At 63.9% G+C, this 13,412-nt stretch carries 12 protein-coding genes; 4 read left to right on the plus strand and 8 right to left on the minus strand.

Annotated elements, in window-relative coordinates; genetic code table 11:
• Positions 1 to 9 precede the first annotated feature (9 nt).
• The 3 genes from NKI38_RS08110 (at position 10) to NKI38_RS08120 (ending at position 3,724) form a co-directional block, all read left to right on the plus strand.
• Positions 10 to 510, plus strand: a complete 501-nt coding sequence (locus tag NKI38_RS08110; protein WP_352656263.1) for a (2Fe-2S)-binding protein — start codon at positions 10 to 12, stop codon at positions 508 to 510.
• Entirely contained in the window at positions 507 to 2,759 is a 2,253-nt protein-coding gene (locus tag NKI38_RS08115; protein WP_352656265.1) for a xanthine dehydrogenase family protein molybdopterin-binding subunit, read from the plus strand. The genes NKI38_RS08110 and NKI38_RS08115 overlap by 4 nt, the downstream gene beginning before the upstream one ends.
• 209 nt (positions 2,760 to 2,968) lie before the next feature.
• The gene (locus NKI38_RS08120) at positions 2,969 to 3,724 is read left to right on the plus strand and encodes an NYN domain-containing protein (RefSeq protein ID WP_352656267.1); all 756 of its coding nucleotides are present in this window, start codon (positions 2,969 to 2,971) and stop codon (positions 3,722 to 3,724) included.
• A 319-nt stretch (positions 3,725 to 4,043) separates the two neighbouring features.
• Here the strand turns inward: NKI38_RS08120 and NKI38_RS08125 are convergent, their stop codons facing one another.
• The 8 genes from NKI38_RS08125 to NKI38_RS08160 form a co-directional block, all read right to left on the minus strand.
• Entirely contained in the window at positions 4,044 to 4,250 is a 207-nt protein-coding gene (locus tag NKI38_RS08125; protein WP_352627145.1) for a hypothetical protein, read from the minus strand.
• 62 nt (positions 4,251 to 4,312) lie between these two features.
• Positions 4,313 to 4,618, minus strand: a complete 306-nt coding sequence (locus tag NKI38_RS08130) for a DUF1236 domain-containing protein (RefSeq protein ID WP_352627147.1) — start codon at positions 4,616 to 4,618, stop codon at positions 4,313 to 4,315.
• 294 nt (positions 4,619 to 4,912) lie between these two features.
• Positions 4,913 to 5,404 carry a sarcosine oxidase subunit gamma family protein gene (locus tag NKI38_RS08135; RefSeq protein WP_352627149.1) on the minus strand — a complete coding sequence of 164 codons (492 nt, stop codon included), beginning with the start codon at positions 5,402 to 5,404 and terminating at the stop codon, positions 4,913 to 4,915.
• A complete protein-coding gene (locus NKI38_RS08140; RefSeq protein WP_352656269.1) occupies positions 5,397 to 8,351 on the minus strand; it encodes a sarcosine oxidase subunit alpha family protein in 2,955 nt (984 codons plus the stop codon). The genes NKI38_RS08135 and NKI38_RS08140 overlap by 8 nt, the downstream gene beginning before the upstream one ends.
• Entirely contained in the window at positions 8,348 to 8,614 is a 267-nt protein-coding gene (locus NKI38_RS08145) for a sarcosine oxidase subunit delta (protein ID WP_352656270.1), read from the minus strand. The genes NKI38_RS08140 and NKI38_RS08145 overlap by 4 nt, the downstream gene beginning before the upstream one ends.
• Before the next feature lie 14 nt (positions 8,615 to 8,628).
• Positions 8,629 to 9,885, minus strand: coding sequence for a sarcosine oxidase subunit beta family protein (locus NKI38_RS08150; protein ID WP_352656272.1), 1,257 nt, complete (start codon positions 9,883 to 9,885; stop codon positions 8,629 to 8,631).
• Between the two features lie 10 nt (positions 9,886 to 9,895).
• Positions 9,896 to 11,044 carry a M24 family metallopeptidase gene (locus tag NKI38_RS08155; RefSeq protein ID WP_352656273.1) on the minus strand — a complete coding sequence of 383 codons (1,149 nt, stop codon included), beginning with the start codon at positions 11,042 to 11,044 and terminating at the stop codon, positions 9,896 to 9,898.
• 36 nt (positions 11,045 to 11,080) lie between these two features.
• Positions 11,081 to 12,271 carry a M24 family metallopeptidase gene (locus tag NKI38_RS08160; RefSeq protein ID WP_352656275.1) on the minus strand — a complete coding sequence of 397 codons (1,191 nt, stop codon included), beginning with the start codon at positions 12,269 to 12,271 and terminating at the stop codon, positions 11,081 to 11,083.
• A 223-nt stretch (positions 12,272 to 12,494) separates the two neighbouring features.
• Between NKI38_RS08160 and ehuB the strand changes: the two genes are divergently transcribed.
• Complete coding sequence (gene ehuB / locus NKI38_RS08165) at positions 12,495 to 13,364, plus strand: ectoine/hydroxyectoine ABC transporter substrate-binding protein EhuB (RefSeq protein WP_352656277.1); 870 nt, start codon at positions 12,495 to 12,497, stop codon at positions 13,362 to 13,364.
• Positions 13,365 to 13,412: the final 48 nt, after the last annotated feature.

Here is a 13,412-nt window from a genome sequence, read left to right on the forward strand (position 1 = left end):
AGGAGCCAGATGATGAAGCTCAACGTCAACGGCGTCTCGCATGACGTCGAAGCCGACCCTGCGACGCCACTCCTCTATGTGCTGCGCAACGATCTGAAGCTCAACGGCGCCAAGTTCGGCTGCGGACTCGGACAGTGCGGCGCCTGCACGGTGATGGTCGACGGCCAGGCGATCTTCTCGTGCCTGACGCCGGCGATGCTGGTGGAGGGCCGCCAGGTCAAGACGGTTGAGGGGCTGGGCACGATCGATGAGCCGGGGCCGATGCAGACCGCTTTCATCGAGGAGCAGGCGGCGCAGTGCGGCTACTGCATCGCCGGCATGATGATGCGGGCACAGGCTCTGCTCGAGGCCAAGCCCGACGCCGGCGACGCCGACATCCGGCAGGCGCTGGAGCCGAATCTTTGCCGTTGCGGCACGCACATGCGCATCCTGCGTGCCGTCGCCCGCGCCCGCGACCTTATGAGATCGAAATCGGCCTCGATGCCGGCAGCCGCGGGGAGGGCATCATGAACGCCCCAGACTTCCCCGACCTGAGCCGGCGCGGTTTTCTGGTCGGAACAGGAGCGCTGCTCGTCTCCTTCACCGTTCCAGCACTAGCCCAGCAGGCGGCACCTGCGGCACCCGCGCCGGCCCCTGCACCAGCCAAGACGTCGCCGCTGCCGGGCAGCCTTGCCGATACGCCGTCGCTGGATGCCTGGATACGCGTCGATGCCGATGGTTCGATCACCGTCTTCACCGGCAAAGCCGAACTCGGCCAGGGCACCAAGACATCGCTGCGCCAGATCGCGGCCGAAGAGCTGGAAGTCGAGCCCGCGGCAATCAGGCTGATCACCGCCGATACCGCACTGACGCCCAATGAAGGCTATACGGCCGGCAGCCAGACGATCCAGAACAGCGGCACTGCGATACGCTTTGCGTCGGCGCAGGTGCGCCAGATCCTGGTGGCCAAGGCCAGCGATAAGCTCGGCGTGCCGGTCGATCAGCTCAAGGCACAAGATGGCAAGATCGTCGGGCCCAATGGCGCCTCGGCCGGCTATGGCGAACTGGTCGCCGCCGATTTCCTGCATGTCGACGCAGCCGCCGACACCAGGCTGAAGGCGCCGGAGACCTATCATGCGATCGGCAAGCCCTTCGCCCGTGTCGACATTCCAGCCAAGGTGACCGGCGGCGAGGCTTTCGTTCAGGACATGCGGTTGCCCGGCATGGTGCATGCGCGCGTCGTCCGCCCGCCGAGTTATTCGGCAAAGCTGACCGGTTTCGAGGAGGCGGCCGTCAAGGCCATGCCGGGCGTGGTGGCGGTGATCCATGACGGCGATTTCCTGGCGGTGGTGGCGAAACAGGAGTTCCAGGCGGTGAAGGCCATGCGCGCCATGGCGGTGACGGCAAAATGGCAGGAGCGGGCTGCACTGCCGGACCAGGACCAGATCCCGCCCTTCCTCGAAAAATCAGTTGCCGAAATCGGCACGGTGACTTCGGTTGGCGCCGATTCCGCGCCGGGTGCAAAGACGCTGGAGGCGCAGTTTACCCGCGCGTATCAGATGCACGGCTCGATCGGCCCTTCCAGTGCGGTCGCCATGGTCGACAACGGCCTGACGACGGTGTGGACGCACACGCAGGGTGTCTATCCCGACCGCAAGGCGATTGCGGAGATGCTGGGCGTACTGCCCGAAAAGGTGCGCTGCATCCACACCGAGGGTTCCGGCTGCTATGGCCATAATGGCGCCGACGATGCCGCGGCCGATGCCGCGCTGATCGCGCAGGCGCTGCCCGGCACGCCGGTGCGCGTGCAGTGGATGCGCGGCCAGGAGCATCTATGGGAACCCTATGGTCCGGCCATGCTGACGAAGGCGAGTGCAACGCTCGACGCGGACGGCAACATCGTCAATTGGCACTACGATCTGTGGAGCAACAACCATGGCACGCGGCCGGGTTCGGCCGGGTCGCTGATCGCTGGCCGGCTGATGGCACGGCATTTTCCGCCCGACCCGGCCAAGCTGCAGATTTCTCCGCTCGGCAATGGCGACCGCAATGCCATTCCGCTCTACGATGTGCCAAACCAGCGCGTGAACTGGCATTTCGTCGCCGACATGCCGGTGCGCGTCTCGGCGCTGCGCGGGCTCGGCGCCTATTGCAACGTCTTCTCCATCGAAAGCTTCATGGACGAGCTGGCACTGGCGGCCAATGCCGACCGTGTCGAGTACCGGCTGCGGCACCTGAAGGACCCGCGCGCCAAAAAGGTGATCGAGGTGGCGGCCGAAAAATTCGGCTGGAGCAACGACCCGATGCCGGAAGGCCGGGGCAGGGGCTTGGCCTTCGCCAAGTACAAGAACCACGCCGCCTATCTCGCAATCGCGTTGGAAGCGGACGTGGACCGCGACAGCGGCGCCATCGTCCTCTCGCATGTCGTGTGCGCGGTCGATTGCGGCGAGGCGGTGGCGCCGGATTCGATCGTCAACCAGACCGAAGGCGGCATATTGCAGTCGCTGAGCTGGACGCTCTACGAGGCCGTCCATTTCAACGACACCCGCATCCTCAGTCCCGACTGGTCGGCCTACCCGATCCTGCGCTTCAGCGCCGTTCCCGACAGCGTCGCGGTGCATGTCGTCGACAATCCAGGCTCGCCCTATCTCGGCGTGGCGGAAGCAGCTCAAGGGCCGACCGCCGGCGCGATCGCCAATGCGTTCCGGCACGCAACGGGCAAGCGCATCCACGACCTGCCCTACACGCGCGAACGGGTGAAAGCCGTACTCGGCGTCTAGGCGGCCGAAAAGGAGCAAGACGAGGCACGCAAGATCAGGCCGACTTGTCCGGTTTTCGCAGAGGCGATGACATGATCGCAGCGCGCCCCCAAGCATGAGCTCGTTGGACCGTTCGATCGATCAGGATCATTTGGTACCTACGTCTAACCACCATTCAAAATCGTGGTGACGCTTCAAGGTTCGGCTAATTTTTTCCAAGGAGAAATCCAATGCCTGAGATCCGTTCTCCTCGTCTCGCTGTTCTCATTGACGCCGACAACGCGTCGTCCAAGATCGCTGATGGCCTGTTCGAAGAGATCGCCAAGCTCGGCGAGGCAAGCGTGCGCCGCATATACGGCGACTTCTCCGGCGTCCGTTCCAAAGGCTGGGCCGATATCCTCGCCAAGCATGCCATCATCCCACAACAACAGTTTGCCTACACAACGGGAAAGAATGCCTCGGACATCACCCTCGTGATCGATGCGATGGACCTGCTTCACAGCGGTCGCTTCGACGGTTTCTGCCTGGTTTCATCGGATAGCGATTTCACTCGTCTCGCGGCACGCATCCGCGAGCAGGGGATCGATGTGTTTGGCTTCGGCGAGCAGAAGACGCCGGAGAGTTTTCGCCAGGCTTGCCGCAAATTCGTCTACACGGAGAACCTGCTTGCAACGACGCATGCGAATAGTGGGGACGCAAGCCGGGCCACAAGCCCGCTTCAGTCTCCCAGCGCCGCCACGCCTGTCATTTCGAAAGTCATCGCGCAGATGGAGAGCGAGGACGGTTGGGTCCCGCTCGGCGCTGTCGGCACGCAGCTCGCCAACCTAGCCTCGGACTTCGATCCGCGGACCTTCGGGTTTCGGAAACTAAGTGATCTCGTGCGGAAAACGAATTCTTTCGAGATTGACCATCCCGAAGGTGGATCGTTGCGGATTCGTATAAAACCGGCGGCAGCTAGGCAGGCGAGGTCGAAGGCTCGCCGATAAGCGGGTGTCGAGGTAGAGGCCTCTCGATCATGGTGTGGTCGGTCGAACTGTCCCCACAGACCTTCAGTGTGAGGACGCGCTGTGGCGAATAGCTCAGCCTAGCAGGAATAGGAATTTTTTCTTGACTTCGTGCCCTCAGCTATGGTACATATTTGTCCATGGTGCTGATTTGCGCCAGTGACCCGCCCACAGGCGGGTTTTTCGTTTGATGCTCCGTTAGCCAACGCGCCGGCGAAGGCTGCGAAGGAACCCGTTAACCCGAGTTCGTTGTCCTGCTTGCGACGGCAACCAAGCGCGCCGGCCAATGGCGCTTTCGCCTTCAGTCCCTGTCGGACAGCACCGCGACGCCGAAGAGCGCCGCCTTCTTGGTGATCAGTCCTTCCAGATCCGCGTCGGAGCGCTCCGTTCCCGTACGTTCCCGCAGTGCGGCGATTGCTGCCTTCATCGACAGCAACGCATTGCATCGCTCGTTCAGGAGTTGATCGACAGCCGCAGCCACATCGCACGTCTCAACATGCGGCAACATTGAACTGGCTCCTTTCCTATCGAGCGGTAAGCCTGCCATCCCGAGGAACGGCAGGCTTACCGTCAGTCGATAACTCTCACAATCTTGCGCGTGCCGGGGTCGACCAGCACCGTGTGATCGCCGACGACGACATATTTGTATTTGACATCGGGAACATCGATCGACCGAAGTTCGACCGTGTCGGGCAAAGCGGAGCCGACACTAAGCTCCACCCCAAGAAGATTGATCGATGCCAGCGGATGCTTGTGGACATATTCGCGGATGACCGTCTGCTGTTCGGGCGTGATAATCACCTCGTCCGCGATGGCCACGCCGATGCCGGCGAGCAGAATAAGCCCGGCGGCGGCAGGAACCAGATGACTTCCCATCGTCTTCTCCTATTCCTGGAAGAGAGATCCGCCTTTCACTGCTTCGCAAACGGCGAACCCATTTTTTCAACGTTCACCGAGCCGCCTTGTTCCGTGAGCGATGACTAATTGATCGGGTAGTTGGGCATCGTACGGCCGCGCGCTGTCGCAGGAGTACGAGGCTATCGACTTCCCTTGGGCGGGAAAAGTCTGGAGCAAACGCCATCAATCGCTTTGTGATGAGCGAAGTCGCATGACCAAACCCGGCGCGGCGGCGTCGGATACGCATAATGGGATTTCTGGGCAGTATTCAGCCTAGCCGTCGGCGAGCCAATCATGGAGGCTGCGGGCGAAGCTTCGCGGCGCGAAGAGATCGCACGAGGTCTCACCGGTGCGAAGCAAGAGTACCGGCACATGGTGGAAGGATGTCTGCACGGCCCGGCCCGGAGCGGCGGTCGGCGCATGCCAGTCGACGGCGACGCAGGTTGAGAGAACGCTTGCGATGTCGCCTCCGGCCAGGCTGAACCGCACGCGACCTTCGCCAAGGCAAACCGAACAGCCGAGATCCGGATCTATGGCAAGGGACGGCGCTTGCGTCCCGTCGTCGAGCGCCAGCCAGAGACGGCGCGGTGCAACGCGAATGATGATAAGGTTCCTGTGACGCACCGTCTCTCCGACCGAGGCCGGAAGTTCTGCGCCGAGCGCCGCCGAGAGGCTTGATTCGAATTGCCTCAGCGTTCCGTCCCAGCCCTCGACCTGGATGAGCGGGCAGTCGGCCACGGACAGGCTGAAATCCGGGCTAGCCATGCAGCCGTTCTCCTTGCGGATCGAGGAATACCGGCGAGACGATGCGGGCACGCATAGTTTCGGCCTTCATGGGGTAGACGGCCACGATCTCGGTCCCCTCTGTCGCGACATCGCCGGCAAGCAATGCCAGCCCAACATAGCGGCCACGTTCGGGGCTGAAGGTGACGGAGGTGACGCGCCCGCGTCCGTGGCCGTGAGCTTTCTCGCCTGGTAGGAACAGGATGGCGCCACCGCGTAGGCGCTTTCCGTCTTCTATGCATTCCAACCCGACCAGACGTTGCCGGTCAGGCGCCACCAGGGCAGGGCGCCGCCGCAGCACATCGCCGACGAAGCCGCTGCGCTTGCCGACCATGCGGCCAAGGCCGAGATCGTCGAGCGTCGTGCGCCCATCGATCTCTGGCCCCGCGACATGGCCCTTCTCGACGCGTAGCGCGCCGAGCGCTTCGACGCCATAGGGCTTCAGATCGAACGGCCGGCCGACTTCGAGTAGGCGGCTCCAAAGCTGCTCGCCGGCAGTTGCGCCGACATAGATTTCATAGGCCCGCTCACCGGAATAGCTGAGGCGCAGGATGCGCAGCGCGCGGCCTTCCCATTGGCTTTCGTGCAACCCCATATGCGGCAGTGCTTCATTGGAAACGTCGAGCGACGGAAATGCCGCCGCCAGGATCGCACGGCTCTTCGGTCCGGCGACCGACATCGCCGCGCATTCATCGCTCACCGAGGTGACGGCGACGCGCAGTTCCGGCCATGCTGTGTCGAGCAGGAACTCCAGCCGCGACAGCACGTCGGCGGCCTTGGCGGTCGACGTGGTCATGAAGAACCGGTTTTCCGCCAGCCGCGTCGTGGTGCCGTCGTCGAAGACAATGCCGTCGTCGCGCAGCATGACGCCGTAGCGGGCACGGCCGACCGGCAGTTTGGCGAAGCCGTTGGCATAGACACGGTCCAGGAATGTGGCTGCGTCGGGACCCTGGACGTCGATCTTGCCGAGGGTGGAGATGTCCATCAGGCCGGCGGCCTGGCGCACATTTCGCATTTCGGCGACGTAGGCTTCGTTCACATCGGCTCCGGACTGCTTGTAGAACCAGGGCCGCATCCAGAGGCCGACTTCCAGCATGTCGGCGCCGTTCGCCAGATGCCAGTCGTGCATCGGTGTGCGGCGGAACGGCTTGAAATGATGTCCGGTGGCGCGGCCGGCAAGCGCGCCGATGGCGACCGGCGTGAAAGGCGGGCGAAAGGTCGTGGTACCGGTTTCGGGGACCGTTGCGCCCCGCAGGGCGGCCATCGCGGAAAGTGCGGGGAAATTGCTGGTCTTGCCCTGGTCGGTACCCATGCCGAGCGTTGTGTAGCGTTTCAGGTGCTCAACCGATTCATAGCCTTCGCGATGGGCGAGTTCGATGTCCTTTGTCGTCACGTCCATCTGGAAATCGACAAAGGCTTTTCCGCGTTGGGCGGACGGGACTTCGCGAAGCATGGTCGTGATAGTCTCGCCCAGATCGAGCTTCGAAGGAGCTGATACCGGCGCCGACTTTCCACAAAAGGACGCCGCTTCGACGCCGGCGCGATGGCCGTCCTCGATGGCATCGGCGGTCGAATAGTTTCCCATCATTGCGCCGGCGCCGAACTGATTGGCTGGAAAGGCGCCCGGCACGAAGCCGTCGACGTCTTCGCGGTATCGAGGTTTGATGCCCAGATGCGAAGTCAGGTGCACGGTCGGCGACCAGCCGCCGGACACGCAAACCAGATCGCAGGCGGCCTCGGATTGGCCGTCCGGGCCGGCGAGTGTCGCGCCCCTGACGGCACGGCCGCCGTGCAGGTCGACAATGCACGTTGCGGCCCGCACCGTGACGCCGATGCGTGCGGCTTCCGCGACAAGCGCCGTTGGCGGTGCGGCGCGCTGATCGGCAACCGTCACCTCTGCGCCGGCTGCGGCGTAGTCGAACGCAGTGCGCCAGGCGCTGTCATTGGCAACAGTGACGATGACTTTCCTGCCGGGCAGGACAGCGAAGCGGTTGAGGTAGGTCCGGGCGGCCGAGGCAAGCATGACGCCGGGTCGGTCGTTGTTCAAAAACACCATCGGACGCTCGATGGCGCCAGTGGCGGAAACGATCGAGCGGGCGCGAAGCATGGTGACTGTTTGCCGAGCTTCGCCGGTTCGCGGCGGGCCGACTTGATCGCTTTGTTCGACCAGGCCTATGACATTGCCGTCATAGATACCGAAAGCGCTGGTCCGCTTCATCAACGTGACGGTTTCGAAGTTCTTCAACTCGGTTTCGATCTGGTTCAACCATGAAGCAGCCGCGCCGTCCGAGCGTTCCGCCAGAAGCTGGCCGCCGAGCAGGAAATCCTGTTCGATCAGTACTACTCGCGCGCCGGCGGCGGCCGCAGCCCGCGCCGCCGATAATCCGGCCGGACCACCACCGACAATTGCGACATCGGCAAAGGCATGACAAACCTCGTAGCGATCGGGATCCGGCTCGATGCCGGCCTGGCCGAGGCCGGCGGCTCTACGGATGAAATGCTCGTAGACCATCCAGGCGCGCCGTGTCGGGCCCATGAAGGTCTTGTAATAGAAGCCGGCCGAAAGAAACGGCGCGAACAGGCCATTGACGCTTTGCACGTCGAAGGCGAGCGACGGCCAGCGGTTCTGGCTTTCGGCGACCATGCCATCGTCAAGTTCCAGAGTCGTCGCCGGCAGGTTCGGCTCGCGCCGGCCCGCTGTCCCGAGCGTGACCAGTGCGTTCGGCTCCTCCGGTCCGGCGGAAAGAATGCCGCGCGGACGGTGATATTTGAAGCTGCGCCCGACCAGTGTGACGCCGTTGGCGAGCAGCGCGGATGCGAGCGTGTCACCACGATATCCGGTCATCTTTCGGCCGTCGAAGCTGAATTCGACGGGACAAGAGCGGTCGATGCGACCGCCGCCGGGTAGCCGCTTGTTCTGGGCGTTCATGCTCGCGATGTCCTGGCGAAGGTGACGGAAGAAACGATGTGGTTGCGCGTGTCGCGCTCGACCACCAGCCACTGGCGGCAGCCGATCACGTGCTGCCAGAACTCGCGGTGGAGGCCTGCAGGGTTTTTCCGGACATAGACATAGGCGTACCAGGCCTCCGGATCGGGAGCGTCATGGGTCGGACGGCTGACGGAAGCGTCGCCTCCATAGCGGAACTCGTCATGGTCGCGCGGACCGCAGCAGGGGCATTCGATGCGCAGCATTTTCTTCCCGCCTCCTATTGCAGCCAGGCGGAGGGACCGGCGCCGGCCTCGTCCAGCGCGCGGCCGGTCCGGAAACGGTCGAGCCCGTAGGCCGCGATCAAGGGATGCGGTTTGCCGGTGGCGATCGTGTGGGCGAAGCACCAGCCGGAAGCCGGCGTCGCCTTGAAGCCGCCATAGCACCAGCCGCCATTGAGATAGAGGCCGTTGATCGGCGTCGGGCAGATGATCGGGCTGGCATCCGGCGTCATATCCATGACGCCGCCCCAATGACGCAGCAGACGGATGCGCGAGATGCACGGCATCAAGGCGATCGCCGCCTCCGCCACTTCGCGCACGACGCCGAGATTGCCGCGCTGGGCGTAGGAATTGTAGCCGTCGAGATTGCCGCCGAACACCAACCCGCCCTTGTCCGACTGGCTGACGTAGAAATGATCGGCGCCGTAGGCGACGACATGGTCGACCAGCGGCTTCAGCGGTTCGGTGACGAAGGCCTGCAGGACATGGCTTTCGATCGGCAGTTCAAGGCCGGCCTTGGCGCCGAGCACGGACGTATGGCCGGCTACGGCGAGGCCGACCTTGCCGGCGCCGATCCGGCCTTTGGTCGTTTCGACGCCGACGATCCGTTCGCCATCGCGAATGAAGCCCGTCACTTCGCAGTTCTGGATGATGTCTACGCCATGGCCATCGGCGGCGCGCGCATAGCCCCAAGCGACGGCGTCGTGGCGCGCGGTGCCCGCGCGGCCCTGGAAGATGGCGCCATGGATCGGGAAGCGGGCCGTGTCGGAGAAATCGAGATAGGGCACCAGCCGACGCACGTCGTCGCGATCGAGGATGTCGGCGTCGATGCCGTTCAGCCGCATGACGTTGGCGCGGTGGCTGAAGCCGTCGAGCTGGTCGGCCGAATGCGCGGTGACGAGCTGGCCGCGCTGCGAGAACATGACGTTGAAGTTCAGCGCCCGCGACATGCCCTCCCAGAGCTTCATCGAGAACTCGTAGAACTGGGTGTTGCCGTCGAGCAGGTAGTTGGAGCGGATGACGGTGGTGTTGCGGCCGACATTACCGCCGCCAATGTAGCCTTTCTCAAGCACGGCGACATTGCGGATGCCATGGTTTTCGGCGAGGTAGAAAGCGGTCGCGAGGCCGTGTCCGCCGCCGCCGATGACGATCACATCGTAGGACGGCTTGGGCTCCGCCGCCCGCCAGGCGCGCTGCCAGTTCTTCTGGCCGGACAGCGCATTGCGGAAAATCTGGAATGCCGAGTAAGGCGCCATGCGTGCGGCCCTATCGAACGATCGGGCCGGTCGGCGTGCGGGTCAGCACTTCGGCACCCGCATCGGTCAACAGCACGGTGTTGGAGACGAAGTCATCGCCACGACCGGTGCCCATCAGCCAGGACAGGATGTGGAAGCTCATGCCGGTCTCTATTTCGAGATCTGAGTCGTGCCGCAGCCCGGTCACCGAATTGCCACCGGTCCATGATGGCGGCTGGCCGGCACCGACAAGATAGCCGCAGTGATGGCGGCGATAGTGGGCAAGGCCGGCCCCGTCGGCGACGGCCTGCCAGGCGGCGTAGACATCGCGCGCCTTGGTCCCGGGCCGCAGCGCCTTGACGACCGCGTCGAACGCCCTGGCGGTCACTTCAGCCATTGCGGCGTCTTCGTCGCTGATGTGGCCGATGCGAACAAGCCGGCCGAGCGGTGCGTGATAGCGCGAGATGCAGCCGGACAGTTCGACGAAGACCGGCTCGCCCTTGCGATAAATCCCGTCGCCCCAGGTCGTATGCTCCTCGCCAAGCCGCGCGGCCGGGCGGATGAACGGGCCGAAGCCCGGCGCATGGCCGCCGGCGCGGATCATCGCCGAAACACATTGGGCGGCGACCTCCTGCTCGGTGGCGCCGTCCGAGATCGCCGCGATCGCGGCCCCGGCGGCAGCGTCGGTCACCCTAGCAGCCTGCCGCATCAGGGCCTGTTCCTCGGCGCTCTTCACCCGTCGCATCCTGTCGACCAGACCGGAGACGTCGCTCCATCTGGCATCCACCTGCGTCTGCAGTGCCACGGCAAGCCCGTGACTGAGGCCTGCCGTCCAGTATTCGAGACCGATCCGCTTGCCGGACAGGCCGAGTTCCGCCAGCACCCGCGCCGCAAGGTCGGCCGCCGTTTCGCTGTCGGAGTGGCCACGGAACGCCGCTGCCGTCACCTGCTTCTCGATCGTCACCCTTTCCATCGAACGGGTAGCCAGGACGGGTTTTCCCTCGAGCGGGACGATCAGCAGGTGAGGGGCAAAATAGCCCCAGTGATCGAGGCCGGTGAGATAGAAGACGTTCTCCGGCGACGCGAAGACGGCCGCGTCGAGTTCGCGCTCGGCCAGTGCCGTGCGGATCCTGGCAAGGCGGCCGGCGATTTCGGCTTCGGAAAAGGGATTGCGGTCCATTGGATATCCTCGAATTGCCAGTTCTTGCGCCGGGTGTCAGTCGATGACGATAAGTTCGCGCGTCACATCGCAGAGGCGTTCGCCGCCGCGATCCGTGACCACGAAGGATTCCGAGATGGCGATGCCGAAATCGTCGAGCCAAACGCCGGCCATGAAGTGGAAGCACATTCCCGGCTGCATCTCGGTGGTGTCGCCGGGGCGAAGACTTGCGGTGCGTTCGCCCCAATCGGGCGGATATGCCAGCCCGACCGGATAGCCGACGCGGCTTTCCTTCTTCAGCCCGTTCTTGCACAAAACAGCCTGCCATGCCGCTTCTACTTCTTCGGCGGTGCTGCCGGGCCGCGCCTCCTCAAGGCCGGCGTCGACGCCCTCGACGATTGCCCTGGCCATATCGAGGATGGCCTGCGGCGGCTTGCCGAAATGCACGGTGCGCGTCAGCGCCGCGTGATAGCGTCGACGCACGCCGGCAATCTCCAGGATCGCAAGTCCGCTGTCCGGCAGCGGCGCGTCGGACCAGGTCAGATGTGGCGTGCTGGTGCCCTCGCCAACGGGCATCAGCGGACAGATCGCGGCATAGTCGCCGCCGGCTCCGGGCACGCCCATGATCTGCGCGTGATAGATCTCGGCGATGACGTGGTTCTGCGGCACGCCGGGCCGCATCTTGTCGATGGCGCGGTTCATGGCATGGGTGCAGATCGCACCGGCCTCGCGGATCAGCACCAGCTCCGCTTCGGATTTGACCAGCCGCGCCCAGTTGACGAGATCGCGGTTGTTGGCGAAGTGCGCGTCGGGCAATCCTTGGGTGAGATGGGCGTGGCAGCGCGCGGTGTAGTAATGCGCGTCCATCTCGACACCGATGCGAGCGGTTCCCCAGCCGCGCGAGCGGATCAGCTGGGCGAGCTCGTCATAGGGATGTTCGACGGGCTGCTGCACCAGCCGTTCCGAGAACGGCACGATGTTTTTCTCCGGTAGGCCAGTGGTCAGGCGCGCGCTGCGGGCATCTTGAGCCCTGCCGAACCAGATCGGCCGGTCCTCCTCCAGATGGATGAGCACGCACTGCGGAACATAAAACGACCATCCGTCATAGCCGGTCAGCCAGCACATGTTGGCGGGATCCTGACAGACGATGAGGTCGAAGCCGGCCTGTTCCATGCGTGCCTTCACGCCAGCCAGGCGCTGCGCATATTCCGCCTGCGTGAATGCCCCGAAACGGTTCGTGCTCGCCACCTGAATGCCCTGCCTCCTGGATATGCCTTGCGATGGGCAAAATTGCCTAAATTGTGCACAACTTGATAGGAGCTTGTTGTATGAATGTCGAATTTTCAAAGGTGTCTGTGTCTTGGCTTGCACAATGTCTAGGGCAGTTGTATACGTCTGGTCAAGCGCGTTTCAACCTCGAAGAAGGCCGCGACGCTGGGAACCATCATCAGTTGTTCAATGGGAGAAAAGCATGTTCAATTCATCGATCTCGCGCCGTATTGTCGTGAAGGCGGCGGCCTGTCTTGCTCTCGCCGCCACGTCACTGACGTCGCTGCCCGCTCATGCGGAAACCACCCTGGAGCGGGCCAAGAAGGACGGCTATATCCGCGTCGGCTTCGCCAATGAGGCGCCGTTCGGCTATGCCACGCCAGATGGCAAGCTGACTGGCGAGGCGCCCGAAGTCGCCAAGGCGGTGCTCGCCAAGATGGGCATCAAGCAGGTCGACGGCGTGCTGACCGAGTTCGGCTCGCTCATTCCTGGTCTCAAGGCCGGGCGCTTCGACATCATCGCCGCCGGCATGTTCATTACTCCCAAGCGCTGCGCCGAGATCAACTACTCCGAGCCTTCTTACGGCATCGGCGAGGCCTTGCTGGTGGCAAAGGGCAATCCGAAGGCCGTGAAGGACTTTTCGAGCTTCAAGGACAATCCCGATCTCAAGCTCGCCGTGATGGCCGGCGCGGTCGAGGGCGGCTTTGCCAAGGATGCCGGTGTCGCGGCAGGGCAGATTGTTTCCCTGCCTGACCAGTCCAGCCTCGTCGCCGCCGTCCAGTCGGGCCGTGCCGACGCCGCTGCGCTAACCGCCCTGTCTATCGCCGACATGGCCAAGAAGGCCGACGGCGTGGAATCGACGAAACCATTCGGCGAAGTTGCCGGCAAGTCGGTGAAGGGCCACGGTGGCTTCGGCTTCCGCAAGGAAGACACCGATCTGCAAGAGGCATTTAACGCCGAGCTGAAGAAATTCCTTGGCTCGCCGGAGCATATCGCACTCGTCGAGCCGCTCGGCTTCGGCAAGGACTACCTGCCGAACAAGACCACCGCCGAGCTCTGCGCCGGGAAATAGGGTCCCAACTGCTGGGCGGCGCGAAGGCGCCGCCTCTTTTTCGGAGAG

This window comes from Mesorhizobium sp. M0621, assembly GCF_040320745.1.
In the GTDB taxonomy this organism is placed as follows: Bacteria; Pseudomonadota; Alphaproteobacteria; order Rhizobiales; family Rhizobiaceae; genus Mesorhizobium.

Excerpts from the sequence above, each read along its gene's own strand:
- NKI38_RS08150 (WP_352656272.1), bottom strand. The coding sequence starts at position 9,885 with ATGGCGCCTTACTCGGCATTCCAGATTTTCCGCAATGCGCTGTCCGGC.
- NKI38_RS08110 (WP_352656263.1), top strand. The coding sequence starts at position 10 with ATGATGAAGCTCAACGTCAACGGCGTCTCGCATGACGTCGAAGCCGAC.
- NKI38_RS08135 (WP_352627149.1), bottom strand. The coding sequence starts at position 5,404 with ATGGCTAGCCCGGATTTCAGCCTGTCCGTGGCCGACTGCCCGCTCATC.
- NKI38_RS08115 (WP_352656265.1), top strand. The coding sequence starts at position 507 with ATGAACGCCCCAGACTTCCCCGACCTGAGCCGGCGCGGTTTTCTGGTC.
- ehuB (WP_352656277.1), top strand. The coding sequence starts at position 12,495 with ATGTTCAATTCATCGATCTCGCGCCGTATTGTCGTGAAGGCGGCGGCC.
- NKI38_RS08125 (WP_352627145.1), bottom strand. The coding sequence starts at position 4,250 with ATGTTGCCGCATGTTGAGACGTGCGATGTGGCTGCGGCTGTCGATCAA.
- NKI38_RS08120 (WP_352656267.1), top strand. The coding sequence starts at position 2,969 with ATGCCTGAGATCCGTTCTCCTCGTCTCGCTGTTCTCATTGACGCCGAC.
- NKI38_RS08155 (WP_352656273.1), bottom strand. The coding sequence starts at position 11,044 with ATGGACCGCAATCCCTTTTCCGAAGCCGAAATCGCCGGCCGCCTTGCC.
- NKI38_RS08145 (WP_352656270.1), bottom strand. The coding sequence starts at position 8,614 with ATGCTGCGCATCGAATGCCCCTGCTGCGGTCCGCGCGACCATGACGAG.
- NKI38_RS08130 (WP_352627147.1), bottom strand. The coding sequence starts at position 4,618 with ATGGGAAGTCATCTGGTTCCTGCCGCCGCCGGGCTTATTCTGCTCGCC.
- NKI38_RS08140 (WP_352656269.1), bottom strand. The coding sequence starts at position 8,351 with ATGAACGCCCAGAACAAGCGGCTACCCGGCGGCGGTCGCATCGACCGC.